Annotated in this window: 20 protein-coding genes; 10 read left to right on the forward strand and 10 right to left on the reverse strand. The window is 63.4% G+C overall.

From position 1 onward, the window contains the following. Positions 1-31: 31 nt before the first annotated feature. The 4 genes from HU764_RS16605 to HU764_RS16620 all read right to left on the reverse strand — a co-directional run bounded on the left by HU764_RS16605 (position 32) and on the right by HU764_RS16620 (position 9,208). Positions 32-592: a DUF4174 domain-containing protein gene (locus HU764_RS16605; protein WP_186678798.1), complete on the reverse strand. Its 561-nt coding sequence runs from the start codon at positions 590-592 to the stop codon at positions 32-34. Positions 593-820: 228 nt separating this feature from the next. Continuing rightward, positions 821-5,353, reverse strand: a complete 4,533-nt coding sequence (locus HU764_RS16610; protein WP_186703353.1) for an NEL-type E3 ubiquitin ligase domain-containing protein — start codon at positions 5,351-5,353, stop codon at positions 821-823. A gap of 80 nt (positions 5,354-5,433) precedes the next feature. Further along, on the reverse strand, positions 5,434-7,794 hold the full coding sequence (locus HU764_RS16615) for a DNA polymerase II (protein ID WP_186678815.1): 2,361 nt from the start codon (positions 7,792-7,794) through the stop codon (positions 5,434-5,436). Positions 7,795-8,017: 223 nt separating this feature from the next. After that, positions 8,018-9,208: an MFS transporter gene (locus tag HU764_RS16620; RefSeq protein ID WP_186703354.1), complete on the reverse strand. Its 1,191-nt coding sequence runs from the start codon at positions 9,206-9,208 to the stop codon at positions 8,018-8,020. Between the two features lie 119 nt (positions 9,209-9,327). Here HU764_RS16620 and HU764_RS16625 point away from each other — a divergent pair, with 119 nt between their 5' ends. Next, entirely contained in the window at positions 9,328-10,233 is a 906-nt protein-coding gene (locus HU764_RS16625; RefSeq protein ID WP_099429886.1) for a LysR family transcriptional regulator, read from the forward strand. Here HU764_RS16625 and HU764_RS16630 read toward each other — a convergent pair. Continuing rightward, the gene (locus tag HU764_RS16630) at positions 10,218-11,138 is read right to left on the reverse strand and encodes a LysR substrate-binding domain-containing protein (protein ID WP_027593866.1); all 921 of its coding nucleotides are present in this window, start codon (positions 11,136-11,138) and stop codon (positions 10,218-10,220) included. The genes HU764_RS16625 and HU764_RS16630 overlap by 16 nt on opposite strands. Positions 11,139-11,298: 160 nt before the next feature. Between HU764_RS16630 and HU764_RS16635 the strand changes: the two genes are divergently transcribed. The 8 genes from HU764_RS16635 to HU764_RS16670 all read left to right on the forward strand — a co-directional run bounded on the left by HU764_RS16635 (position 11,299) and on the right by HU764_RS16670 (position 16,913). Then, entirely contained in the window at positions 11,299-12,075 is a 777-nt protein-coding gene (locus HU764_RS16635; protein WP_027593867.1) for a YqcI/YcgG family protein, read from the forward strand. 2 nt (positions 12,076-12,077) lie between these two features. Further along, the gene (locus HU764_RS16640; RefSeq protein ID WP_186703355.1) at positions 12,078-12,704 is read left to right on the forward strand and encodes a LysE family transporter; all 627 of its coding nucleotides are present in this window, start codon (positions 12,078-12,080) and stop codon (positions 12,702-12,704) included. A 25-nt stretch (positions 12,705-12,729) separates the two neighbouring features. Continuing rightward, the gene (locus HU764_RS16645) at positions 12,730-13,824 is read left to right on the forward strand and encodes a hypothetical protein (RefSeq protein WP_186703356.1); all 1,095 of its coding nucleotides are present in this window, start codon (positions 12,730-12,732) and stop codon (positions 13,822-13,824) included. Positions 13,825-13,980: 156 nt separating this feature from the next. Beyond that, the gene (locus HU764_RS16650; RefSeq protein WP_085273252.1) at positions 13,981-14,676 is read left to right on the forward strand and encodes an SEL1-like repeat protein; all 696 of its coding nucleotides are present in this window, start codon (positions 13,981-13,983) and stop codon (positions 14,674-14,676) included. A 90-nt stretch (positions 14,677-14,766) separates the two neighbouring features. Next, on the forward strand, positions 14,767-15,468 hold the full coding sequence (locus HU764_RS16655; protein WP_027593871.1) for an AzlC family ABC transporter permease: 702 nt from the start codon (positions 14,767-14,769) through the stop codon (positions 15,466-15,468). Beyond that, positions 15,465-15,779: an AzlD domain-containing protein gene (locus HU764_RS16660; protein ID WP_186703357.1), complete on the forward strand. Its 315-nt coding sequence runs from the start codon at positions 15,465-15,467 to the stop codon at positions 15,777-15,779. The genes HU764_RS16655 and HU764_RS16660 overlap by 4 nt, the downstream gene beginning before the upstream one ends. Next, entirely contained in the window at positions 15,776-16,609 is an 834-nt protein-coding gene (locus tag HU764_RS16665; protein WP_186678825.1) for an AraC family transcriptional regulator, read from the forward strand. The genes HU764_RS16660 and HU764_RS16665 overlap by 4 nt, the downstream gene beginning before the upstream one ends. Positions 16,610-16,685: 76 nt before the next feature. Beyond that, the gene (locus HU764_RS16670; RefSeq protein WP_027593874.1) at positions 16,686-16,913 is read left to right on the forward strand and encodes a hypothetical protein; all 228 of its coding nucleotides are present in this window, start codon (positions 16,686-16,688) and stop codon (positions 16,911-16,913) included. Between the two features lie 35 nt (positions 16,914-16,948). On the opposite strand, the gene HU764_RS16675 is transcribed toward HU764_RS16670, so the two are convergent. The 5 genes from HU764_RS16675 to HU764_RS16695 form a co-directional block, all read right to left on the reverse strand. Further along, positions 16,949-17,434, reverse strand: coding sequence for a copper chaperone PCu(A)C (locus HU764_RS16675; protein ID WP_186678828.1), 486 nt, complete (start codon positions 17,432-17,434; stop codon positions 16,949-16,951). Next, positions 17,434-18,042 carry an SCO family protein gene (locus HU764_RS16680; protein ID WP_027593876.1) on the reverse strand — a complete coding sequence of 203 codons (609 nt, stop codon included), beginning with the start codon at positions 18,040-18,042 and terminating at the stop codon, positions 17,434-17,436. Before HU764_RS16680 ends, HU764_RS16675 begins: the two co-directional genes overlap by 1 nt. A 214-nt stretch (positions 18,043-18,256) precedes the next feature. Further along, positions 18,257-18,841 (reverse strand): Fe-S biogenesis protein NfuA, encoded by a 585-nt coding sequence (gene nfuA / locus HU764_RS16685; RefSeq protein WP_012271640.1) that lies wholly within the window; start codon positions 18,839-18,841, stop codon positions 18,257-18,259. A 58-nt stretch (positions 18,842-18,899) separates the two neighbouring features. Then, complete coding sequence (locus HU764_RS16690) at positions 18,900-19,934, reverse strand: acyltransferase family protein (RefSeq protein ID WP_186678838.1); 1,035 nt, start codon at positions 19,932-19,934, stop codon at positions 18,900-18,902. Between the two features lie 173 nt (positions 19,935-20,107). Further along, positions 20,108-22,447 (reverse strand): fatty acid cis/trans isomerase, encoded by a 2,340-nt coding sequence (locus HU764_RS16695; protein WP_420876195.1) that lies wholly within the window; start codon positions 22,445-22,447, stop codon positions 20,108-20,110. A gap of 136 nt (positions 22,448-22,583) precedes the next feature. Here HU764_RS16695 and metH point away from each other — a divergent pair, with 136 nt between their 5' ends. Then, positions 22,584-26,291, forward strand: a complete 3,708-nt coding sequence (gene metH, locus HU764_RS16700; RefSeq protein WP_186703358.1) for a methionine synthase — start codon at positions 22,584-22,586, stop codon at positions 26,289-26,291. Positions 26,292-26,402: the final 111 nt, after the last annotated feature.

Raw genomic sequence — 26,402 nt, forward strand, 5'->3', positions numbered from 1 at the left:
GCCCCCTGCGGCCAGTGGCGGGTGAAGGCTGTCAGTCTTCCAGCGGCTTGGGCGGCGCTGCGGGCTTGGCAGGTTTGACGGGTTTGGCCGGCTTGCTGTCCTTGCCCTTGGTTTCAGGTGCCACCGCGACAGGCTCTGGCGCAGTCACGGCCTTCTCGCTCGCCGGCAGTTCATCGACCGCCTTGAGGATGGCCTGCGGGTCGATTGGCTCACCCGTGGCGTCATCCTTGAGCATGTGCCGTTCACCGTCCTTGCCCACCAGGATCACCTTGGTGCCCGCGCTCGCGCCAAGCTTGAGTTCGCGGATCAGGGCCATGGTGGTCTGCTGCTCGAGGTTTTTGTCCTCGCGCTTGCCGACCATCTTGGCAACGCTATACAGCACCAGGCTGCGCTCTTTGAAGGCTTTCTGAATTTCCGGGTCTTCCAAGGCTTTGTTCAACCCACGCAATGTCGGGTCGGCAGAACTGGGAGCAATGATCACCAGAGGCCGTGCCTTGCCCAGCTCCTTGGCCAATGGAGCGTCGCTGTCGGCGGCGAACAGTGGGCCGGTGACGGCGAGCAAGGTAGCGAGGGTCAGTGACCGGACGAGCATACACATCTCCTTAATGTCTCGATAAACCAATGACTACAGATCACGGAGAAAAATCCGACCTGGAGCCTAAACCACTTCAAAAGCTGCGTGGCGAAGGAAAAGTAACTGACAATTTCCAGCCATGTATCAGATCAGGATGACGGACTTTGCCGAAAAGGCCGCCTCCTGACTGAGCATAGCCCAAAGCCACTGCTGGCAAGGCTGCGCTACGCCTCACACGCGGTGTTGTTATACGTCGATGGCAGCGCCCGGAGGCCCGGCCTCCAATGCCGCCAGTGTCATGTCGAGCATCAACCCGCGCCGGGCAGCGCGCTGTGCCGCAAGAATCGCATCTGACTCCGCCTGCCTGGCCTCGTCCGTCAACGCCTCATCGTCAAGCACGCGATCCAGGCGGCGCCGGAACGGCCTGTCCACTTGCGCGAAGCGTTCAGGGTGAGCACGCTCCAGGTGCCCTTGCCAGAACGTTCGGTCCACCAGCGAACGTGCGATTTCCTCTTGCGTCTCGGCCTCGAGCACTTGCGCCTGCGCCCGCGCAAGGTGCGCTTCCGTGACACCTGCCAGGGGGCGAAAACTCATGTCGCCCACTGCAATGGGCAAGTTCAGGCGGTCCCGCAACCCGAGTCGATAGGCGAGCCCCACTTCGCTTTCGTCCGGGTTGCCGCCGCGTGCCAGGATGTCCAGCACAGCCAGTCGGTCGACTTCATCCAGGCGCCACAACCGCCGCCCCAACGCAAGCAAGGCCTGCTCGGTATTGCCTGGGTCATCGGTCCGGGCGCGCCACACCAACACGTTCAACTCAAGGTTGCTGAGGCACCATGTCGCGCCGTCCTGGCAACCCCACTCATCGTTGGCGATGTCCATCAAGGCTTCGCGCAGGGCCGGCTCCCGGGCCATTGCCTGCAGCACGGCCAATACCCGCAGGGCGAGCGCTTCGGCATTGATGTGAAAATCGGCGGACTGCAGCAACTGCTGAAGGACGCGGAAGAAGCGATCTGCCGGCTCCCCTATGTCTACCGACTCCCACGCCGCCATCAGCAGGCCCCGATAGCGCGGCCCGACAGCATCCCCCCAAACGACTCGGGCACGCTCGAGTTGTTCGTAAAGCAACACCTCGTCCGTCGGCATGACCGGCCCCATTAGCGCCGCCTGGAGGCGAATCAGTTCAGCGTTCTCCAATGGGTTGCCGGCCAACCTGATGCGCCGCCGAAAGCCCGGTGCCAGTTGATAGAACCACTCTGGAATCCGCGTGAGGCGGTTTTCGCGCATATCCATGTAAACCAGGCTTAAGCGGCTCTGCACGCCGTGCGGAAAATGCGTTAGCCCAGTATTGCGCAAGTTCAGCCAGCGAAGAGCGGTGAGCCCATCCAAGGTGAAAGTGCGCCCCAGTGGGTTATGGGACAGATCGATGTACTCCAGGGTTGTGGAGCTTGCCAGGGTGGCAGCCTGGCTGGTAGTCAGCACGATCTGGTTGTTGGTCAGGGTCAACTGACGCAAGTGCCGCATTTCCAGCAAAGGCTGCGGCAAGCGAGTCAGCAAATTCCCCCCCAGGTCAAGTAACCGTGCACGCGGGAAGGCGAGCAGAAAGCTCGCTGGTACATCCTGCAATTCCATACGCAGCAGTGATACATCGGAAACATGAGCAAAGCTGACCTGTGCTGGCATTTCCGGCAGCTCCCCAGGCCGCATGTTGTACAAGACCATGCGGTAGTTGTGGTCGGTGTCGAGGTGGGTTTGCCCTGCGTCGGTGGTGCGCCGCCAGCAATCTAGCAGCGTGTTACGCATGCAGATACGGTCTTCCCTCACAGCACCTTCAGCGTCCCCAACCCACCCTTCCAAGCTGTTGCGCAGCACCCTGTACTCTGCCCGCAGCGTGGCCAATACAGCTTCCACCTGACGCCCCGAACGCCGTACATTGTCGGTCCATGTAGCCACCTGTTCGTCACTGAACGAAGGAAACAGGTCACGCACCGACGCTGCCAGCGCCCGCTCTGGCCGGCCTGGGCCACCCGAGTTACGGCCACCCAAGGGGTAACCCAGACGGCCGTCGGCCAAACGCTGGGGTGGGCGGAACATTCCCCTAGGCTGCACACCCAGCAACCCTTCAAGCTCGCTACGACGCCGTACCGCCTCACGCGCCAGCACAACCCTAAGGTTATGGGCGAAGGGCTCCGCTACCTGCATCGCCCCCCGCTGGGACGGTGAATAAGCTGCGGCCATCACCTCGAACAACTCGCCCGCCTCGCCTTGCGGCACCGCGTGAGCATCCAGCAATTGGAACATGCCCGCGTGGTGCAGCAAATCGAATGCCTGCGCGCCGTCCTCGGTCGACGCCAGCAGCGGCCCACCGCGATGGCCTTCGAACAAGCGCCAACGCACGCCTTGGCCAGTGCCAGGCAAGTGCTTGAGCAGCCCCAGTGCGACACGCGCCAAGTCGGCATTCTGTGGGGTATCCAGGCTCAACGCTTCAAGTACCCTGACCTTGCGAATGGTCGCCACAGCGCGCCTGGCCGCTTCGGCCAGGTTCAATGGCACGCGGCCAGTTTGCAGCAACCGCCGTCGGTCATCCCCATTGGCCGCCGTCAGCAGCGCCTGCGCGGCCCGCGGGTGCAACCCCGGAAACACATTACGCAGCAAAGCACTGCCCGGGCTGTCGCTGACCTGCACAGCGTCATACACATGCCCCAATAAAAGGCGCCGCTGGGCCCAGACGAGCTCGGCCAGCAGCGGGTCCGACGCACCGGCTGCCCCCGGCAAGCGCTGGGCATGCTGCAGCACGGTGGCGTCCTCGACCGGCTCGCCCGCACGCAAGCAACTTATCATCTGGCGAATCCGTTGATCGATCCTGCAACGCTCGGCGCTGTCGAGCATGCCGGCCTCGGGCGCACGCCCATACACATGCAGGGCCCGCAGGTGATCCGCACCGAGGTCATGAAACCCCAGCACTTGGTCGATCTGCTCGTCAGTCATGCTGTTTAACGGTGTACCAAGGCGGCGGAACATGCGGTGGATGTCATCCCATTGCGCAGGTTGCTCGCTCCAGACTCGCCAGGCGCCGGCACCGTTGTGACGCAGCGCAGGCCCATTGCCGCTGCGCGGGCGAAGCTGCCATTGGCCATCGCTGCCGGGGCCGATCACAGGGTAGTGGTGGCCGTCCATTTCGACCCAGGCCTGCCCGGCGTGGCGTCGAATCCCCAAGGCATCCTGCGTAGCCGCAGGCCCCGGCGCGACGCTGCGGTAAGGTGCCAGGTCCTGCTGCCAAAGCTTGCTGCCACCGTCCTCCAGCTCTGCAGGCACCATCGCATCGACCACGGCAGAACGCGCCCACAACCGCCGCGCCACCGTAACGCCCGCCACCGTCGCTGCAATAACCGCAAGGTCAGTGGCGACGTGGGTCAAATGGTCGAGTGCCGCCTGGGCATCACCCGCCTGCAAGGCCTCGATGCCATGGTAAACCTCGCCCAGCAGCTCCCAGACAGTCACCGCAAGCATGACCAGGCCCAGGCCCGGGACAAAAAACGACGCCAGGTTCAACAGCAGCCAGCCTTCGGCAGCCAGTCGCTCGTCATGGGCACGCTGGACATCGCGGTCGAGCCGCGCCACCGGCACCGCGATCATTGCCGCATCCTCTTTGATCTGGCGGATACGCGACTGTGCGAGGCTGTTGAACAGCGGTGATGGGTAGGCCTGCAAACGGGGGGCGAGGTCATAACTTGCCCAGGCCGGCAGGTCGTCAAAAATGGGCGTTACCGTGGCGAAGAATGCCTGGCTATCGCGCCTGAGCACGAAGCGGCTGAAGAATCGCTGATACGTCTTGACGCGCAAGCGATGGCCCAGTTCACGGTTCAGGTCACTGAGGCTGTCGAATGCACTCCAAGGCGCCACCGGGTCACCCGGCACATACATCAGCAAACGCCGCGTGGTGTTGAACAAGGGGCCTTGATCGATCACCTCCAACACCACCACCTGCTCAAGGGCATACCCGAGCAGCTTCAGCTGCTTGGCCACCACCAGGTCACCTGCCAGGCGCAGCAGCTTGCCCTCGAGGCACATGCCCACCAGCAATTTCAACTCGCTGGCATCCAGCAGGTTGTCTTGCCGGGCCTTGTAGCCGTCCACCAGCATGGCGTAGCGCATGGCATCGACCAGCAACGTCTCGACGCGTTTTTCGTCATTGGCCGGTTTCAGAATGCTGTCCAGATGCTGCTGATAGCCCTGCCCCAGGTCGAGCTCGCGGCACAGCGCAGCAAAGGCTACGGCGGTGGGCGGTTTGCGCGCGCCCGAGCGCGGTACCAGCAACCGGTTGCCCGCCGGCTGGCCACCTGCACTGGCCTGTGCGGCGGTAAAGTTGCGCAGTGCCACCTCAAGCAGTGGTTTTTCGTCGTACACCACTTCTGTGAGGTGAGCCCCCACCGGCTGGGCGTTGATCACCGGTTCACGGCGCCCTTCGAGAAACTTCAACCGGTGCAGGTTGTAGGTAACCCCGTAACGCTCGCTGAGCGCCTTCTCCAGCCGGGAGGCGAAGAAGCCATCGATGTTTTCGATGCGCATCAGCAACGCGCCCAGGTGCTGACGGCTTTCAAGGCTCTTGGCCAAGGCGTGGCTGATCGCAGGCAGTTGGTCAATGGGCGCCTGTCGCAACCAACGGGGCAGGCGCTTGCCGATGAAATCATCCTGAAACGCGTCGCTGTCGTGCTGCAGCGTGTCGGGGCGGACGACGGCATTGCCCGCAGCCTGATCCTCTGGCGAGTGTGTAGTGCCCATGCGTAAAGCCTCTTGTGGGTAAAGAGGCCAAGCCTAGGCAGCCGCGGTTTGTCGAGGCGCTAGATAGGTAATGCCTGTGCTTAGAACAGCTGTAGCTGGCGGCCGGTCAACGCCGCGAAATCATCCCCGACGAAGGGCAGGATGGCGTCGGCCACCGGTTGCAGTTGGCGGCTCAGGTAATGCTCGTAATCGATGGGTGCCTGCAGGCTCTCCAAGGGTTCAGGGCCGGCGGTGGTCATCAGGTAGCTGATCCAGCCGCCGTTCTGGTACTGCCGGGGGCGGCCGAGGCGGCTGTTGTACTCATCGGCCAGGCGCGCGGCGCGCACATGCGGCGGCACGTTACGCTGGTAATCGGCCAGCGGACGACGCAAGCGCTTGCGGTACACCATCAGCTCATCGAATTCGCCGGCCAAGGTCTGCTGCACGTACTGGCGCACATAGTCGCGGTACGGTTGACCACGGAAGATCCGCCCGTAAAGCGCCTGCTGAAATTCCCGGGCCAGCGGCGACCAGTCGGTGCGTACCGACTCCAGGCCTTTGTAGACCATCTCCTCGCTGCCATCGGCGCGCTGCACCAGCCCCGCGTAGCGCTTCTTGCTGCCTTCTTCGGTACCGCGGATGGTCGGCATCAGAAAGCGTCGGTAATGGGTTTCGAACTGCAACTCCAGGGCACTCTCCAGGCCCATCGAATCACTCAAGTGCCGGCGCCACCAGTGGTTGACCTCGGCCACCAGCTCGCGGCCGATGCGCGCTGCAGCATCCTCGTCATGGGCGCCTTTGAGCCAGACGAAGGTGGAATCAGTATCGCCATAGATCACATCGAAACCGCGGGCTTCGATCAGTTCGCGGGTCTGGCGCATGATCTGGTGCCCGCGCATTGTGATCGACGATGCCAGGCGCGGGTCGAAGAAGCGGCAGCCACTGGAGCCCAGTACGCCGTAGAAGGCATTCATGATGATTTTGAGGGCTTGCGACAGCGGCGCGTTGCCCGCGCGCTTGGCCGCCTCCCTGCCCTGCCATACCCGCTCGACAATGGCCGGCAGGCAGTGCTGGCTGCGCGAAAAGCGCCCCCCGCGAAAACCTTCGACCGCATGTTGCGGGTCGGGCTGACGCAAGCCTTCGACGAGGCCCACCGGGTCGATCAGGAAGGTACGGATGATCGAGGGGTACAGGCTCTTGTAGTCCAGCACCAGCACCGAATCGTAGAGGCCAGGGCGCGAATCCATGACAAAACCGCCGGGGCTGGCTTCGTCTGGGCGGCTGCCGAGGTTGGGCGCGACAAAGCCCAAACGGTGCATCTGCGGTATGTACAAATGGCAGAACGCGGCCACCGAACCGCCGCTTCGGTCCACGGCCAAGCCGGTGACCGAGGCGCGTTCGAGCAGGAACTCGAGCAGCCGGGTGTGGGCGAAGATGCGCGTGACCAGTTCGCAGTCCTTGAGGTTGTAGCGCGCCAACGACGGTTTGTCCTCGGCGAACATGCGGTTGATTTCATCCATGCGCTGGTAGGGCGTGCTGATCGCCTTGCCCTCACCCAGCAGCGTTTGGGCAACGCTCTCCAGGCTGAACGACGGGAAGCTCCAGGTTGCCGAACGCAAGGCTTCGATGCCGTCGATCAGCAAGCGCCCAGGGGCATCGGCGAACACGTGGCCGCCGCTGGCGTGAGTGCGCAAGGTCATGAGCGCGCCGTTGCGGCCTAGGGCCAAAGGCACCTGCAGGTGCTTGGCGTGTTCGTGCAACAGGCGCAGGTCGAACTGCACCAGGTTCCAGCCGATGATCGCATCTGGGTCGTGGCGGGCCATCCATTGGTTGAGGCAATCGAGCAGCGCGGCAGGGTCGTCGCAGTACTGCAGGTCGAAGTCCACCACGCTGCTGTCGCCATTGGCCGGGCCGACCATGTACACCTGGCGCTGGCCGCAGCCTTCGAGGGCGATGCTGTAAAGCTCGCCGCGCTCGCTGGTTTCGATATCCAGCGACACCAGGCGCAGCGGCGGTCGGTAGTCTGGCAGTGGCTTGAGCTGTGCGTCGCAGAGCACGCCGTGGGCGTCTGGCTGGCCAGTGAACTGCACCGGGGCCGTGATGAAGCGCTCCATCAGGTAGCGCTCGGGCGGGCGGATATCGGCTTCGTACACCTCGACGCCGGCGTTGCGCAGACGTTGCTCCAGTTGCATCAACTGGCGATGCTGGCGGCAGTACAAGCCCAGCACCGGGCGCTGATCGAAGTCGCGCAGTTGCAAGGGCTTAAGCTCGACACCCGGCTCGTTGGCCAGCAGCACGCGCGCATGTTCAGCCTGCGCCTGCGCGATGAACGCCACCGAGACTTGCGGCGCCAGGCGCAGCTGGCGCGGGCCCTGGTCCGTCGCCAGCCAGAACTCCACGCACGTGCCTTCGGGTGTGTCATGCCAATGCCGGGTCAGGACAAAGCCCTGCTGCAATTCCACCGCGTGGACCTCTGATCGTCTGTTGTGCTGTAAGTGACGATTCTACCCTGTGCAGGGCAATTCAGGGCTGCCATATCCGGCTTTGCCCTCAGATCCGACTTGGCCTCTGTAGGAGCAGCCTTGTGCTGCGAAGAGGCCGGTAAACCTGGCAGAGTTGCATGGTCAGTACTGGCCTCTTCGCAGCACAAGGCTGCTCCTACAACGACCGCGCAGGCCTGGGAAACTATCGAGAACCGGCCTTGAACCCGCCACGGCGCCCTGCCCAGGCCAGCAGCCACGCCAGGCCTATCAATACCAGCGCCACGGGGCCAAACCAGGCGACACCTGCCCCGGTCAGCAGCAACCCGCCGATAATCCCGCCCAAGGCGATGGCGCTGTTCCACGCCGTCACCAGCATCGACTGCGCCACGTCACCGCCCTCGCCCGCTGCATCTGCGCAGGCCGTCTGCAACAGTGTTGGCGCGCCGCCGTAGGTCACACCCCACAGCGCGATGCTCAGGTACAGGGCCCACGAGGACGCCTGCCCCAGCATTAGCGTGGCCACGGCAAAACCGGCCAGGCTGAGCAGCACCAGCGTGCGCAGGTGCCGATCGACCAATAGCCCGACCAGGCCGATGCCCGCCAGCGCCGACAAGCCGAACACCATCAACACCTGGCCGATTTCGGCGGCCATCCCCGCCGCCGCCAGCAGCGCCACGATGTAGGTATAGAGAATGTTGTGGCCGAGGATCCAGGTCATGATCACCAACAGCACCAACGCCACGCCAGGTGTGCGCAACACCTGCAGCGCCGCCGGTCGCTTGCCGGCTGCCTGCCCCGGGTAGTCCGGCACAGCGCGCAACACCCAGACGACCAGCAGCAGCGCCACCACAGTGACCACGACAAAGGTGGCCCGCCACCCCAGCAGTGCTCCCAACCAGGTGCCGATGGGCAAGCCGAGGGACAAGGCTATCGGCTGGCCGAGCATGGCCACCGCCATCGCCCGCCCCTGCAAGGCCACCGGCACCATGCGCCGGGCATGGCCGGCAATCAATCCCCAAGCCAGGCCGGCTGCGGCACCGGTGAAAAAGCGCAGCACCAGGGTAAGGGCATTGGACGACGACAAGGCCGTCAACCCGTTGAACAGCACGAAGCCACCAATCGCCAGCAGCAGTGCACGGCGGCGATACCAGCCTTGGGTCAGGGTCACCAGCGGGATGGCCGTCAGCAGCGAGCCCAATGCATACGCCGTGACCCACTGCCCGGCCATGGCCTGACTGATCGCCATGCCGCCGGCGATCTGGTCCAGCAGGCCGGCAGGCAGGGTTTCGCTGAGGATGGCAATGAAGCCGGTCATAGCCAGGGCCAGCAGGCCGCTCAAAGGTAAGCGCTCGGCGCTGTCACCCAGTAGCGGTGCGGAAGAAGTCTGGGACATTGCAGGATGCCTTGAAGTGGTGATCGAGGCCGGCAGTGTGCAAGCCGGGGGTATTGCGGAAAAAGATGGGTACAATGCCGTTCACCCCGGACATTAATGTCCGCAATCAGGAGTGCGCAATGGACAGCCTCAGCGGCTTCGTGGTCTTCAACCGGGTAGCCGAAACCCGCAGTTTCGTAGCTGCAGGCCAGTCGTTGGGCATCAGTGCTTCGGCTGTGGGCAAGCGCGTGGCACGGCTGGAAAGCCGCCTGGGTGTGCGCCTGTTCCACCGCAGCACACGCAGCATCACGCTGACCGCCGAAGGCACGCTGTTTCTTGAACGCAGCCGCCGTATCCTGGCTGAGATCGAGGCCACCGAGCAGGCCCTGTCACAGGCCAGCGAAACCCCTCGCGGTCGCCTACGCGTGAGCCTGCCCCAGGTCACCGGGCTGGTCATGCCGGCGCTGGCCGACTTCATGGCGTTGTACCCTGAGGTTGAACTGGACCTGGAGTTTACCGACCGCATGGTGGATATCGTCGGTGAAGGGTTCGATGTGGTGATGCGCGGCGGTCAACCCGTGGATTCGCGCCTCAATGCCAAGTTCCTCGGCCACTTCCAGCATCGCCTGGTGGCATCGCCCGAGTACCTGCGCGAACGCGGCACGCCCACCCACCCCCGCGACCTGAGTGCACACACCTGCCTGCACTACCGCTTCCCCAGCAACGGCAAGCTGGAGACCTGGCCGCTGCGTCAGGAGCACCCCGACCAGGGCTATGACATCCCCATTTCGATGGTGTGCAACCATGTTGAGACACGCATCTGCTTCGCCCTCAACCACCGCGGCATCACCTGCCTGCCAGACTTCAGCGTGCGCCGCGAACTGGCCGCCGGCACGCTGGTGACGGTACTCGACAGTTTCATGGAGCGGCGTGGCAGTTTCTACCTGTTGTGGCCGTCGGGGCGCCAGGTGCCGCCCAAGCTGCGGGTGTTCATCGATTTCATGCTTGAGCGGGTGTTCCCCGGCAGCCCTCAACCGTACAAATAGTTGATGTCCTTGTAGGCCAACGGCGGCACCTGGCTGATCAGAAAGTCACGCAGTTTGTGCATCTGCCGGGCCTTGGGGCTGGATTTCAGCCAGGTCATGTAATAACCGTCACCGGTGGCCACCGCGTGCTTGAACGGCGTCACTAGCCGCCCTGCCGACAGGTCGGAGCTGGCCAGCACCAGGTCCACTACCGAGATGCCCAGGCCTTGCTGGGCCGCCGAAATCCCCTGGTCGAGGGTATCGAAAACCTGTCCCTGGTCGATGCTGATATCCAGCGCGTCCATCCGCGCCAGCCAGCGTCGCCAGTCGCGCCGGTCCGGCGACGGGTGCAGGAACTCGCACTGGCGCAGGTCGGCGAGGTCGGGCTGGGCTTGCGCCATGTAATCGGGGTGGCACACCGGGATCAGCCACTCATCGAAGAGCTTGAAGCTCTCGACATCGGCGGGGAAACGGCCGTTGGCCAGCAGGATGGCGCAGTCGTAGGGCTCCGAATAGAAGTCCACGCTGTCAATGTCCATCCACACGCTCGACAGTTGCACGCTGCTGCTGTCATCGAGCTTCTTGAAGCCGTCCAGGGCCCTGAGCAACCAGCGCATGGTAAGCGTGGAGGGCGCCTTCAGACGCACGCCATAGCGGTCCTGACGCAGCAACGCGCAGGCGTTCTCGATGATCTTGAAGCCGACCTTGAGCTCTTGTGACAGCAGGCGCCCGTGCTCGGTCAGGCTCAGTTTTGGACCACGACGCTCGAACAGGTCGCAGCCGAACATGGCCTCGAGGGTCTTGATGTGGTGGCTGACCGCCCCTTGGGTCAGCGCCAGCTCCTCCGCCGCACGGGTAAAGGAGCCATAACGAGAGGCCACCTCGAAAGCACGCAGGGCGTGCAAGGCCTGAATCCGTTCCGACATGGCGACGTCCGAAGCATGAGTGAGACTAATAGTAGGTCATAGTTCCACGCGTTTTACAACGTTAAGTCTGTCTCAGAAAATGCGGGTAAATAATAAAGATTACCAACGATTCTGCCTGCATATGACTGGAACGTTACTTAATTAGATGCCTGGGGAAATCATGTTTACGGGTTATGGAAACTGCTATCGCCTGGATGCGCTAGAGCTGGCCGCTGAACATGTGCGGAACACGCAACATTGGACGTACAAAACCATACAACATTTTCGCAGCATTCTCGCCAACCCCGAATTCCCCTGCCTGTTTGGCCGCAAGGCAGTCGCCAGCGAGACCTGCCACATCCTCTTCGCCCGCGCCGAACAACTGGCCGACGACATCGCCCAGGGCCTGGCTGACTACGTGCGCACCATCACTCCGATCCCGCTCAAGCAGCGCATCGGCAGCCCATTGGTGGTGTTTCTCGAAACCGCCAGCGAATACACCCTTGCCGAGCAACAGGCGCTGGCCTGGAAAGTTTTGCAGGGCGTGCACGCGCGCGACCCGCATCCTTGGCCGCAGGCGATGCCGACCGACCCTCACGACACGGGCTGGTCGTTCTGCTACGCCGGCATGCCGCTGTTCATCAACATGAACTTCCCCGGCCACCAACAGATGAAAAGCCGCAACCTGGGGCCGCACATCACCTTCGTCATCAACCCGCGGGAAAACTTCGACGAAGTGGCCAACGCCAGCACCGAAAGTGGCAAGCGTATCCGTGCCCGCATCCGCGAGCGGGTACAGCATTACAACAACGGCATCATGCCCGACACCCTTGGCGCGTTCGGCGATGCCGACAACTACGAGTGGAAGCAGTACCAGCTACAGGAGGCGGGTTCGCTCAACCCGTCACGCTGCCCGTTCCACGCCCATGTAACAGCCGACACACTGATCGAGAATTGACCGTGAATACCGCACTCACCGCCACCTATGCCCTGACTGTCCTGCTGCTGATCGCCACCCCTGGCCCAGTGGTGGCACTGATCGTCAACACCGCTGCCGCCTCCGGCTCGCGCAAAGCCATGTTCACTGCCGTGGGGACCAACTGGGCGTCCTTGGTACTGATTGGCGCGGCGGCCTGGATCATCCTGACCAGCGCGGCCATCGACAAGGCCTGGCTCAGCGGCATGAGCCTGCTGGGCTGCCTGTTCATCGGCTACATCGCCGTGGGCACCCTCAAGGAAGCCCTGCAGGCGCCCACCCCAGCGTCGGCGAACGAAGCGCCTGGGCCTGGCCGTGGCGGCCTGCTGCAAGGGTTCATGGTGGGTATTTCCAACCCCAAGGACATCATCTTCTTCATCGCCTTCTTCCCTCAGTTCATCCAGATCACCGAGTCGTTCGGCAAGAGCATGGTGGTGCTGTCGCTGTTGTGGGTGGCCATCGATTTTGCCGTGCTCAGCCTGTACATCTTCGCCATCGGCAAGATCGCTTCGCAGCGCAGCAATCGGGTCATCAGCATGGCCTCGGGCGTCGCCCTGCTGCTGATCGCGGCCGGCGGCCTGCTGTACAACCTCAAGGAACTGGCGGCCTGAGCCGGATGCCTCGCAAGGAGTGCCCATGAGATCGACCGACACGAGCACAGATGTTTTGGGCCTTCCTTCGCCGCTGCAACAGGACTACCAGCGCTTTCTGCAACTGGGCAGCCGCCGTGCGCCACACGCATTGCACATCCACGAGAGCGGCTACCGCTCGGGCACCATCAACACCGATGCGCTCGGCCTGCGCTACAGCCACTGCGCCGGTAAGCGCTTCTCGGCCGCCGAGCGCGGCACGGCGCCGCACATCAACCTGTTGGTCGGGGGCTCCACCGCCTTGGGCGTCGGCGCCAGCAGCGATGAGCACACGGTGGCTTCGCACCTGTCGATGCTGACCGGCGAGGTCTGGCTGAGCCTGGCAGGCTGCGGGCTCAATGCCGGCCAAGAGCTGCTGATGTTCCTGACTCACCAGCACCGCCTCGGCCAGCTCGGCCACGTGGTGGTGCTCAGCGGCCTCAATACCTTGGCCCATGAGGCCCTCTACGAAATCCTCGCCAGCCCCCGCGAGGCGCATCACGTCACAGGTTTTCAGGAAGCCTTGAACAGTTTCAGCGACGGCATGCCGCCTGCCGCAGCCCCCCGCCGACAATCGCTTTGGCGGCGCATCGGCCAAGCCTTGGCCGCGCCCCCTCCCGCGCCTCCAGCCGCCCAACCGCTGTCGCCCCCAGAAAAACGCCTGGCCCGCGCGGCCGACAGCATCGGCCGTACCCTGCGCCAGTGGGAGCGGCTGCTGGCAGACAGCCACGCCACCCTCACCTTCATTCTTCAGCCGCTGCTGCCCTGGTGCCGAGAAACCTTGCCAGCGGGCGAGCAAGCCATGCTGGCGGCGCTGGCGCGGCAGCCCGCGAACTTCGAGCGCCTGCTGGACGGGGTCTTCGACAGTCACTTGCACACAGCCTTCTTTCGCCGCATCAAAGACCAGGCCGACCCGGTAGCCTGCTATGACATGAACAGCATGCTCAGCAGCTCCCCCGTGTTTGGCGCCGACCTGTTCGTCGACCGCCTGCACCTCAACGACCTGGGCAACAACGCACTGGCCAAAGTCATTACCGCCAAGCTTGGCCTGGCCCAGGAAAAACACGCTCAGCGCAAGGTCACGCCTATCAAGCTCGTCTGACAGTTGCCCGCCGGTCTTCCGGCGAGGCCCCTTGGGTGGCTAGAATACGTCGTCGTTCCGACTCGCCCGAGGCGTACCTGTACCTGTGATGAACATCCAAGCCGTGCATCAACCACTGGCCGCCTGTCGTGACTGCCCGTCCCACGAGGCCTGCCTGTGAGTCGTGTGGCAACCCTGTCGCCGCTGGTGATCGCCTTGATGCCACTGGCTGCGCAAGCGCTCGACGTGCGCATCGACCCTCATGCCGACTTGCTCTACCGCCAGGCCCTGCCCTTGCTCGAGCAGGCCGACAGCCAGGACGACGGCGCCAGCTCACTGCGCACTGCAGTGGGCAGCGACCCGGAGCTCACCCGCCAGGGCCAGGCCCTCGCGCACACCTTGCCCACCGCCGTGGCACTGCTGAAAAAGTCGGTGGAGCTTGGCCACCCCGTGGCCCAGTACCGGCTGGCGCTGTACTACATGACCTACCTGCCGGTGGCCCAGATCCCGGACGCTGCCTGCCCTTTGCTGGAGGCGAGCCTCAAGCAAGGCTTCGCGCCCCCGGCACCGGCCATTGCCACCTGGTGCCCGCCCTACAACGCCAGCGCAGACTATCGCGCTGCGTTGGAGGCAATCCCAAGCATGGCCCCCCAATACGCCCCCTACTACCCACAGCCCACCCCACGACTGGCCTGCAACCGCAGCCAGCCGCAAGGCCTGAACATGCAGTGGGGGCGCCAGCGGGACTACCAGGCCGAGGTGTACCGGGTGCTGGCCGACCTTGACCCTGGGCATCGCCAGGCTTTGCTGCAAAAGGCCGTGGACATCAACGGATGCTCGACTGCGCAGCGCTGGTTGACCAGCCATCGATAGCGGCCAGTCGACAAACCAGCAAGATCGTTCAAGCCATGGCCCGCTTCACTCTGGCATGCTGCCCAACCGAGTACACGCGTTGCAGCCACCATGCCCCACAGCCCACACATCGCTCGCCAAGCCTTTGTTCATGGCGCCATCGCCATCCTCCCGCTTTCCCTGGCCGTCGCCCCCTGGGGCCTGCTGGCCGGCTCCATGGCCATCGAGGCCAACCTCAGCGCCTGGCAAGGCCAGGGGCTGTCGGCCATCGTCTTTGCCGGTGCCGCACAACTGGTGGCAATCGGCATGCTCAAGGGCGGTGCCAACCTGGCGTCGATCCTGCTCACCACCTTGCTGCTGACATCGCAGCACCTGCTGTACGGCCTGTCCATGCGCCCGGTGCTGTCGAACCAGCCGCTGCGCTGGCGATTGGGCCTGGGCTTTTTGCTGACCGACGAGTTCTTCGCCCTGACCAGCCATTATGACCAGCAGCAGTTCAATCGCTGGTATGCGCTGGGTGTGGGCCTGACCTTCTACATCGCCTGGAACCTGTTTACCTTGGCAGGCATCGTCCTTGGCCAGAACATTCCGCACCTCGACCAGTTGGGCCTGGACTTCTCGATTGTCGCCACCTTCGTCGCCCTGATCGCGCCACTGGTGCGCAACCTGGCCACGGTGGTGTGCGTGGCCGTGTCGCTGTTCTGCTCGGTCCTGTTCAGTGCCTGGCACTGGGAAACCGCCCTGGTGGCCGCTGGCTTGCTCGGCATGGGCGCCGGCTTCATTTGCCAGAAGTGCTTTGGAGGCCGCGCATGACCTGGTTACTGATTTTCGCCATGGGCGCCATCGTGTTTCTCAATCGCTATGCGTTTCTTGAACCACGCCTGCCCTTGCGCCTGAGTTCCAATGCCCGGCAGTTTCTGGGCTTCGCGGTGCCGGGCATGCTCACCGCCATCTGCGGGCCGATCATTTTCATGCCTGACCACCAGCTGAACCTGAGCCTGCTCAACCCTTATCTGCTGGGCTCGGTGGTGGCCGTCATCTTGGTGCTGTTGACCCGCAGTGTGTTGCTGAGCATGCTGGTGAGCATGTTGATTTTCTTCCTCCTGCGCAGCTGGCTGCCATGACCACGCCCCTGCGCGAGCAGACGCACCTGTGGCAGGCGCCGGCGCTGGGCGACGTCGAAATGCTGCACGCGCGGTATTTCCAGCAGCGCTTCGCCCCGCACGTGCATGAAGGCTACGTGTTCACCGTGATCGAGTCGGGCGCCCAGCGCTTCTGGCATCGCGGCAGCGAACACCTGGCCCCGGTGGGCAGCATGGTGTTGATCAACCCCGACGAACTGCACACCGGCGCCACGGCCCACGAAGCCGGCTGGCGCTACCGCGGTTTCTACCCAGAACATGAGCGGGTAACGGGCGTGCTGGAGGAGCTGGAACTGGGCCGCCACGGCATGCCCACCTTCAAGGACAGTGTGATCCAGGATCCGGCCCTGGCGCTCGCCTTCAGCCAGCTGCACCAATTATCCGAAGCAGCAGCCAGTGCCCTGGAACAGCAGACCGCCTGGCGCCATGCCGTGCTGGCCCTGGTGCAACGCCATGGGCAATGCGCCGAACCCGCTGCACCCGGCCATGAGCCACAGGCGGTGGCTCGCGCCCGTGAACTGCTGGAGAGCCAGTTGGCCGACCCGCCATCGCTTGAAGCCCTGGCGGCGGCGGTCAACCTGTCGCCCTTCCACTTCGCCCGGGTGTTTCGCCAGGCCACCGGCCTGCCGCCCCATGCCTGGCTCAAACAACGGCGCCTGGCCCGTGCCCGTGAGTTTTTGAAACACGGCCAGGCGGCTTCGGAGGTGGCGTTTGCGCTTGGGTTTGCCGACCAGAGCCACTTGAGCCGGCAGTTCAAGCAGGCATATGGGGTAACCCCAGGGGCATACCGCAGCGCCTGCCTGCCAGGCTGACCCCGTGCGACACCCGGCCCCAGGCAAGCTTGCTGGCCACTGCTACACTGACAGGGCTGAATTGGAGGATCCTGCCATGTCCGAAAGAGAGCTCACCACCCTCATATCGCTGATGAACCAGCGTCAGGCCTGCCTGAGCAGTGCCTGCAAGGAGATTGCCGACTGGATCGACCGGCAGGGCGATGTGCCCGCCGCCGGCAAGATCCGCGCGAGCCTAAAGGCCCTGGAGGCCGACGAAGCCCAGGTACGCAAGACCTTGACCTCGCTGACCCTCGACAGGCCATTGCCGCGTTTTCGTAGCTGAATGAACTGGGGCCGCTATGCGCGGCCCCAGATGAATCAGTGTTTCATGTGCATGTGGTCATGCCCACCGCCTGCCTCGGTGAGCGGACGCACTGGCGCTTGCACCGGAAGCCTTTCCTTGCCGCCCTTGGCATCTTCGATGACCAGGGTCAGCGGCACCTGCTCGCCTTCTTTCACCTGCTGGTTCAACCCCATCAGCATCACGTGCAGGCCGTTCGGATCCAGGGTGACTGCTTTGCCAGCCGGCAACTCGACGGCCTTGACCTCACGCATGCCCATCACGTCGCCGTTCATGGTCATTTCATGCACTTGCACGGTCTTGGCCACAGGCGATTCAACGCCCACCAGCTTGCTGTCGCTGCTGGCCGTGAGGGTCATGAAGGCACCGGTGGACTGCTGGTGCGGCACGCTGGCGCGGACCCAGGCATCACTCACGTCGGTCTGGGCCAGGGCTGGCAGGGCAAAGCCCAGCAGGGCGATGGCGGCCAGGCCGCGTTTGATCGGTTGCAGTGAAACAGCCATTAGCAAATCTCCATCAGGGTGACCAGGTCTTCAGCGCATTCCTTGGCATTCAGGGAATGACCCAGGCTCAGGCGCAGGGTGCCACGCGTATCGTAGACGTAGCTGGTGGACGAATGAGAGATGGTGTAGGTATCACCGGCCGGGACCTTCTCGTAGAACACCTTGAACTCTTTAGCCACCTCGGCGATTTCTTCGGGGGTGCCCGTCAGCGCGGTGAACGAGGGGTCGAACGCTTTGACATAGGCGTCGAGCACTTCGGGGGTGTCGCGCTCCGGGTCCAGGGTAATGAACACCACCTGGAACAAGTCACGGTCGCGACCCCTGAGCAACTGCCTGATTTGCGCCGCCCGCGCCAGCGTGGTCGGGCAGACCGCCGGGCACTGGGTGAAGCCGAAGAAAATCATTGGCATGCTGCCGTAGAAGCTCGACAGGGTACGCGGGTTGCCTTGGGGGTCCTTGAGGTTGAACTTGCGCCCAAGGATTTCGTTGCTCATGTTCTTGCCGTACTTGAACTCAAGACCCCGGGCCGGGCTGCAGCCAGCCAGCAGGCCAAGCCCGAGAACGCCCATCCCGGCGACAACCGCGCGCCGGGTATACAGATCATTCATGGAACTATCCTTTACAGGCCATCCTTTACAGGAAAGGTACCGGCCCTTGGGACGGGCCAGCCGAAAAACCGGGGCATTCTTACATGACACCCCAAGTGCTTCTACCCGACGAAGGCGCAGATGGCCTGCAGCCCTTTGAATACGGGCTGCGGCCTGTTGTCGCAGGGGTTGAACTCGTAACAGTTTGTTGCTAAGGAAGCGGCGAACCCTGGTATCAGTAGTACGCGTTTTCCTTCTGGGTGTGGTCGGTCACGTCGCGCACACCTTTGAGCTCCGGAATACGCTCGAGCAGGGTGCGCTCGATGCCTTCCTTCAGGGTCACGTCGGCCTGGCCGCAGCCCTGGCAACCGCCGCCGAACTGCAGCACAGCGATGCCGTCGTCGACCACGTCCACCAAGCTTACCTGGCCGCCATGGCTGGCCAGGCCCGGGTTGATCTCGGTCTGCAGGTAGTAATTGATACGCTCGTTGATCGGGCTGTCCTCGTTGACCATCGGCACCTTGGCGTTCGGCGCCTTGATGGTCAGCTGGCCGCCCATGCGGTCGGTGGCGTAATCGACCAGGGCGTCTTCCAGGAAAGGTACGCTGACTGCATCGAGGTAAGCGGTGAAGCTCTTCAGACCCACGGCGGTGTCGTCAGGCTTCTCTTCGCCCGGCTTGCAGTAGGCAATGCACGTCTCTGCGTACTGGGTGCCTGGCTGGGTGATGAAAATGCGGATGCCGATGCCGGGCGTATTCTGCTTGGAGAGCAGATCGGCCAGGTAATCATGGGCGGCGTCGGTAATGGTTATAGCGCTCATGGAAGTTCCTCACAGACTTGCGGCCAAGTGTACGCCAACCTGGCCCTTGTACAAAGTCCTAGTATTTGACTCGGGAAAGCGCGTACACCGGCGCCTGCCCCCGTGGCGCCGCCAGCCAGGCCTGCATTCGTCGGTACAGGCCGCGCTCCAGCCACTGGTAGCTGAACCACGACATTAGTCCAATGGACGGCACGCACAGGGCAAACACCAGGTACGGGTTCAGGTGCAGCCGCTGGCTGGCGAACCAGCCGGCATACAGCACCAGCACGTGAATCAGGTAGACCGAATACGAACAGTCACCCAGCGCCTTGAGCAGCCGATTACCCGCAAACACCGGCTCCAGGGAGACAAAGGCCAGCACCACCAGCGCGCTCGGCAGACCCCAATGCAGCAGGCGCTGGGAGGCGTCGAGGTGATAGATGGCATACCCCGCCACCGCGAGCAACGCCAGGGGCATCCAGGTGCCCTGGCGGATCAGGCCTCGCCGATACAGCACACCCAGGCCGATGCCGAGCAGGAACTCATAGATGATGTCGTTGTTGTAGAAGCGGCTGAGCACACCCAGCCGCCCCAGCACTTCACTCACCAGCAGCAGCGCGACAGTGACCAGCAGCACCTGATGGCGCTGGCGGACCAGGAATGCCAGGCCGAACAGCAGGTAGAAGAACATCTCGAAGTTCAGCGTCCAGCCCACGTTCAAGGTCGGATAAAGGCCATACCCGCCGGGGTTTTCCGCAGGCACGAACAGCAGCGATAACAGCAGGTGGTGCCAGTCGAATTCCTGGTGCGGCATCCAGCGGCTGGCCGCCAGCAGCAGGCCCGCCATGACCAAGGTGTAAAACCAGTACGCCGGGACGATACGCAGCACCCGGTTGAGCAAGAACTGGCGGGGTTCGATGGTTTTGTCGCGGGTGGAGAGGTAAATAACCAGGCCGCTGATGACGAAAAAGATGTCGACGCCGACAGCGCCCCGGTCGGTAAGCAGTTGGCCGATGGGCCCGCTGGCCTTGAAGTCGAAGAAGATCTGCATGAAATGGTGGCAGACCACCACCCAGGCGGCGAACGCCCGCAGTGCCTGAAGCGAATACAGCATGAAATACCCTGCGATTGCCGGTGCATTGAGGCCGCTGACCGAGTGCAGAGGCGAGCGCTATCCCTGTGGGAGCGGGTTCACCCGCGAAGGGCTGCAAAGCAGCCCCCTTGCAATCGATCAAGACCACCCAACCTTTCCGACCGCAGTTGTTTCGGAAAGGTCAGGTTGACCGATCAGAGGTTCTCGTAGCGGTTCATGTCCAGCACACCCGCCTCCACCGGCTGGGTCTCCTTGATGTAGCTATTAAGGTCATGGAAGTACTGCCAGAACTGCGGATGGCTGCGGCGCACGCCCCAGCGCATGACGATGCGCTCGAATTTGCCAGCATCATCACGCGCATACTCCATGTCCTCGACAAACTCGGGCACATCCCCGGCCGGCATGTTGAAGATGAAGTTCGGGTAGCTGCTGAGCACGCCCGGGTACAAGGTCAGGGTGTCCAGCCCAGGCTGATAGCGGTAGGCCTCGCCCAGCAGGAAGGCAACGTTGCTGTGCGCACGGTTGCGCAGCAGGCTGTACACCTGGCGCTGGCCGCCAGGCCCCTCGATACGCAGCATCGTCGCTTCAGGCAGCTGGTTGATGACCTTGAGCCCGGCAGCCGGGCGCGACACCAGGCGGCTGAGCGACTGCTCGACATTGCGGAACGCCTCGTTCATCTGCGGCCGCGAGCAGTACGCCCCCTGGCAGCGGTTGATCGGGTCAGGTGCCGCATTCAGGCTGCCGGTACGCTGCACCAGCTTGAGCCCGAAGTCGCGTTTTGGGTTCGCCGGGTCCAGCTTGATACCGCTTGGGGTGTCAGTGTCGATGTCCTCGTAATCGAGCCACATCTTCACCTTGCCGCTGTTCTGATACCAGTCACTGAGGATCGCGCCACGCTGGTCGGCCGCCATCAGGCGCAGGAAGTTGACCTCCGCGCCATTGCGGATCAGGTCGAAGTACAGGCGGGTCTGCAACTGGTGCGAAACGTTGCCGAATACATCGAAGTTGACGGCCAACTGGTAGTAAGTGCGCTCGAACAAGGGGTAGTCGAACAGCCACACGGTGAGCGGCACATCCCCGATCAGGCCCTTGGTCACCGAGGCGCTGTCGAAGTGGCGGAAGATACTCAGTAGAGCATTGTCGTTACCGGCCCACAGCGTCGACCAACCCGGCGCCGGCATTTCGGCATAGGCTTCGCGGCGCAGTTTTTCGTATTCGTTGCGCTTGTCGCGGTAGGCATGCCAGAGGCCCAGCACACTGCCCACGTCGTCGATCTGCCCCGGCATGGCCAGCAGCGGCGTGGCCTCGCCACGGTACTGGGCATCGGTGATGTAGCGGTCGTGGGCCGGCTCCTGGAACAGCGCCCAGAAGTTATCGCGGATCACGTCGGTTGCAATCTGCCCACGGCACACCGGGCCACGGATGAAGGTGCGCACGAAGTATTCGGCGTTATCCAGCATGAACTGGTAACGCGCCACCGCCGGGATCGCCTCGAAGGTCTCGAACGGGTTGGCCCGGTGGCGCGGGCCATAGCCTGGCAGCGCCGAGGCATGCCAGTCCCCCGCGTAGAACAGTTGCTTGACCCGCTTGAGCTTCTGCGGCCCCATTGGGTAAGTGATGTGCGTCTTGTGCACGATCACACCCTGCACCGGCATCAGCCGGTAGTAAAAGTCGGTACCTGGCGGGTCGTTGGGGCGTCGGGTCGCGATCACGTCGACCGGCTGGCCACTGGGCGTGCGGGAACGCACCCACTGGAAGAAGTGGCCCTGCTCGCCGCCGACGAAGTAGATGTGCGCAAGGAACAGGTGCTCGTAAAGCCAGCGGCCCACCAGGGCCTCGGTCGAACCCGGGCGGTTGAGCAGCTCTTCCCAGTCGGCGATCTGCTTGGCCTCGACCGCACTCGGCTGAATCGGCTGGTACTCCACCGGCGCGCCAGCCGCCAGCCAGCGTTGCAGGGTGGTGTACTCCTGGTCGGTCAGGCCGGTGACCGCCAGTGGCATGCCTTCTTTAGGGTGCGCGCCGGCGTAGGCGTCGAACTCATGGGGCAAAGGGCACATGTTGTTGCGGTTGATGCCCAGGACGATGTCCTCGGGCAGCTTGGCATTGGGCGTAAGCGGCGTCTTGTGCCCCAGCTCGAGCATGCGCGCCATCAGCGCGGCCTGGCTGCCCTGGCCGTCGAGCACCGAGTAGAAGCCCTTCTTGCGCCACTCGCCCTCGCTGTGGGCGTCGTAGAACAGCCGCGTGGTCGGCACCGCCGCGCTGCGGTCACCTTGGTACACCGGCACCTTGGTCGCTCCCCGCACCGCGCCCTCAGGGCTTTCCAGCTTGAGCTGGCAGGCCGCGTCGTTGCAGGCATGGCAGGCCACGCACTTCTCGGTGAATATCGGCTGGATATCCCGGGTGTAGGAAATAGCCGGGCTCGATTGGGCAGCCTGCCCGAAGGTCGCGCCACTGATGAGCAAGGCGAAAACGCCCGCCCAAGCACGAATACAACGATGCACCATGTGCGGAAAGTCCTGGTTCTTGAAAGCCATCACGATTGCCTGGTCGTCCTTGGGTGCTTGTGTGCCAACATGAGCTAAATTCATGCAAATGGGCAGTGCGCCTAAAAACCGCGCAGCTTTGTTATGATTCGGCACCTTCTGATATTCGCCCGACCAGGTAGTTCCTATGTCCGACCGCAGCGCTCGTCTCCAAGCACTCCAGCACGCACTCAAAGAGCGCATCCTGATCCTCGACGGCGGCATGGGTACTATGATCCAAAGTTATCGCCTCGAGGAACACGACTATCGTGGCACGCGCTTTGCTGATTGGCCAAGCGATGTGAAAGGTAACAACGACTTGTTGCTGCTCAGCCGCCCCGATGTCATCGCCGCGATCGAGAAAGCCTACCTGGACGCTGGCGCCGATATTCTCGAAACCAACACCTTCAACGCCACGCAGATTTCCCAGGCCGACTACGGCATGGAATCGCTGGTCTACGAGCTGAACGTCGAAGGCGCGCGCATCGCCCGCCAGGTGGCCGACGCCAAGACCCTGGAGACGCCGGACAAACCGCGCTTCGTCGCCGGCGTACTGGGCCCGACCAGCCGCACCTGCTCGATTTCCCCGGACGTCAACGACCCCGGCTACCGCAACGTCACCTTCGACGAACTGGTAGAAAACTACATCGAGGCCACCCGCGGCCTGATCGAGGGCGGCGCTGACCTGATCCTGATCGAAACCATCTTCGACACCCTCAACGCCAAGGCCGCGATCTTCGCCGTGCAACAGGTGTTCGAGGATGACAACGTCGAACTGCCGATCATGATCTCCGGCACCATCACCGACGCCTCGGGCCGCACCCTGTCGGGCCAGACCACCGAAGCCTTCTGGAACTCGGTGCGCCACGCCAAGCCGATTTCCGTCGGCCTCAACTGCGCCCTCGGCGCCAAGGACCTGCGCCCGTACCTGGAAGAGCTGTCGACCAAGGCCGACACTCACGTCTCGGCGCACCCCAACGCCGGCCTGCCCAACGCCTTCGGTGAGTACGACGAAACCCCGGCCGAAATGGCCGCGGTGGTCGAGGAGTTCGCTGCCAGCGGCTTCCTCAACATCATCGGCGGCTGCTGCGGCACCACCCCAGGCCACATCCAGGCCATCGCCGAGGCGGTTGCCAAGTACAAGCCACGTGAGATCCCGGAGATCGCCAAGGCCTGCCGCCTGTCGGGTCTGGAGCCGTTCACCATCGACCGCCAGTCGCTGTTCGTCAACGTGGGCGAGCGCACCAACATCACCGGTTCCGCCAAGTTCGCCCGGCTGATCCGCGAAGAGAACTACACCGAAGCACTGGAAGTGGCCCTGCAACAGGTCGAAGCCGGTGCCCAGGTAATCGACATCAACATGGACGAAGGGATGCTCGACTCCCAGGCCGCCATGGTCCGCTTCCTCAACATGATCGCTGGCGAGCCGGACATCTCCCGCGTGCCGATCATGATCGACTCCTCCAAGTGGGAAGTGATCGAGGCAGGCCTCAAGTGCATCCAGGGCAAGGGCATCGTCAACTCGATTTCCATGAAGGAAGGCGTCGAGCAGTTCAAGCACCACGCCCGCCTGTGCAAGCGCTACGGCGCCGCCGTGGTGGTGATGGCCTTCGATGAGGTCGGCCAGGCCGACACCGCCGCGCGCAAGAAGGAAATCTGCAAGCGCAGCTACGACATCCTGGTCAACGAAGTCGGCTTCCCGCCGGAAGACATCATCTTCGACCCGAACATCTTCGCCGTCGCCACCGGCATCGAAGAGCACAACAACTACGCTGTCGACTTCATCGAAGCCTGCGCCTACATCCGCGACCACCTGCCCCACGCCTTGAGCTCGGGTGGTGTGTCCAACGTGTCGTTCTCGTTCCGCGGCAACAACCCGGTGCGTGAAGCGATCCACTCGGTGTTCCTGTTCCACGCCATCCGCAATGGCCTGACCATGGGTATCGTCAACGCCGGCCAGCTGGAAATCTACGACGAAATCCCGGCCGACCTGCGCAACAAGGTCGAGGACGTGGTGCTCAACCGCACCCCGGAAGGCACCGATGCCCTGCTGGCCATCGCCGACGACTACAAAGGCGGCGGCGCCACCAAGGAAGTCGAAAACGAAGCCTGGCGCTCGCTGCCGGTCGGCAAACGCCTGGAACATGCCCTGGTCAAAGGCATCACCGCGCACATCGTCGAAGACACCGAGGAGTGCCGCCAGCAGTGCGCGCGCCCGATCGAAGTCATCGAAGGCCCGCTGATGAGCGGCATGAACGTGGTCGGCGACCTGTTCGGTGCCGGCAAGATGTTCTTGCCGCAGGTGGTCAAGTCGGCGCGCGTGATGAAGCAGGCCGTGGCGCACCTGATCCCGTTCATCGAAGCCGAAAAAGGCGACAAGCCCGAAGCCAAGGGCAAGATCCTGATGGCCACGGTCAAGGGCGACGTGCACGACATCGGCAAGAACATCGTCGGCGTGGTGCTGGGCTGTAACGGCTACGACATCGTCGACCTGGGCGTGATGGTGCCGGCCGAGAAAATCCTGCAGACCGCACGCGACGAGAAATGCGACATCATCGGCCTGTCTGGCCTGATCACCCCGTCGCTGGACGAGATGGTCCACGTTGCCCGCGAAATGCAGCGTCAGGGTTTCAACCTGCCGCTGATGATCGGTGGCGCGACCACCTCCAAGGCGCACACGGCGGTGAAGATCGAACCCAAGTACAGCAACGACGCGGTGATCTACGTCACCGACGCTTCGCGCGCCGTCGGCGTGGCGACCCAATTGTTGTCCAAGGAGCTCAAGCCCGGCTTCGTCGAGAAAACCCGCCAGGATTACGTCGACGTGCGCGAGCGCACCGCCAACCGCAGTGCCCGCACCGAGCGCCTGAGCTACGCCAAGGCCATCGCGGCCAAGCCGCAGTATGATTGGGCAAGCTACCAGCCAGCCGTGCCTACCTTCACCGGCGTCAAGGTGCTGGAAGACATCGACCTGCGCACCCTGGCCGAGTACATCGACTGGACACCGTTCTTCATCTCCTGGGACCTGGCCGGCAAATTCCCGCGCATCCTCACCGACGAAGTGGTCGGCGAAACCGCGACGTCGCTGTACAAGGACGCCCGCGAGATGCTCGACAAACTGATCGACGAGAAGCTGATCAGTGCCCGCGCCGTGTTCGGTTTCTGGCCGGCCAACCAGGTCGCCGATGACGACATCGAGGTCTATGGCGATGACGGCCAGCCCCTGGCCACCTTGCACCACCTGCGCCAGCAGACCATCAAGCCTGACAACAAGCCAAACTGGTCGCTGGCCGACTTCGTCGCACCCAAAGACAGCGGCGTCACCGACTACGTCGGCGGCTTCATCACCACCGCAGGCATCGGCGCCGAGGAAGTGGCCAAGGCCTACCAGGACAAGGGCGATGACTACAGCTCGATCATGGTCAAGGCCTTGGCCGACCGCCTGGCCGAAGCCTGCGCCGAATGGCTGCACGAGCAGGTGCGTAAAGAGCACTGGGGTTACGCCCGCGACGAGCACCTGGATAACGAAGCGTTGATCAAGGAGCAGTACAGCGGCATCCGCCCTGCCCCCGGCTACCCGGCCTGCCCGGACCACACCGAGAAAGAAACCCTGTTCCGCCTGCTCGACGGCACGGCCATTGGCGAGACAGGCCCAAGCGGCGTGTTCCTGACCGAACACTTTGCGATGTTCCCGGCGGCGGCGGTCAGCGGCTGGTACTTTGCCCACCCGCAGGCGCAGTACTTTGCCGTGGGCAAGGTCGACAAGGACCAGATCGACAGCTACAGCGCGCGTAAAGGCCAGGCGGTGAGCGTGAGTGAGCGGTGGTTGGCGCCTAACCTTGGGTACGACAGCTAAGACCGTTCTAGCCTGACTGGCCTCTTCGCGGGCGCGCGCCCTCCTGTGGGAGCGGGCTTGCCCGCGAAGAGGCCAGCAAAGCCAACATCCCTTCCATTGCCTACACTGTCC

The sequence above is a fragment of the Pseudomonas kermanshahensis genome (assembly GCF_014269205.2).
In the GTDB taxonomy this organism is placed as follows: domain Bacteria; phylum Pseudomonadota; class Gammaproteobacteria; order Pseudomonadales; family Pseudomonadaceae; genus Aquipseudomonas; species Aquipseudomonas kermanshahensis.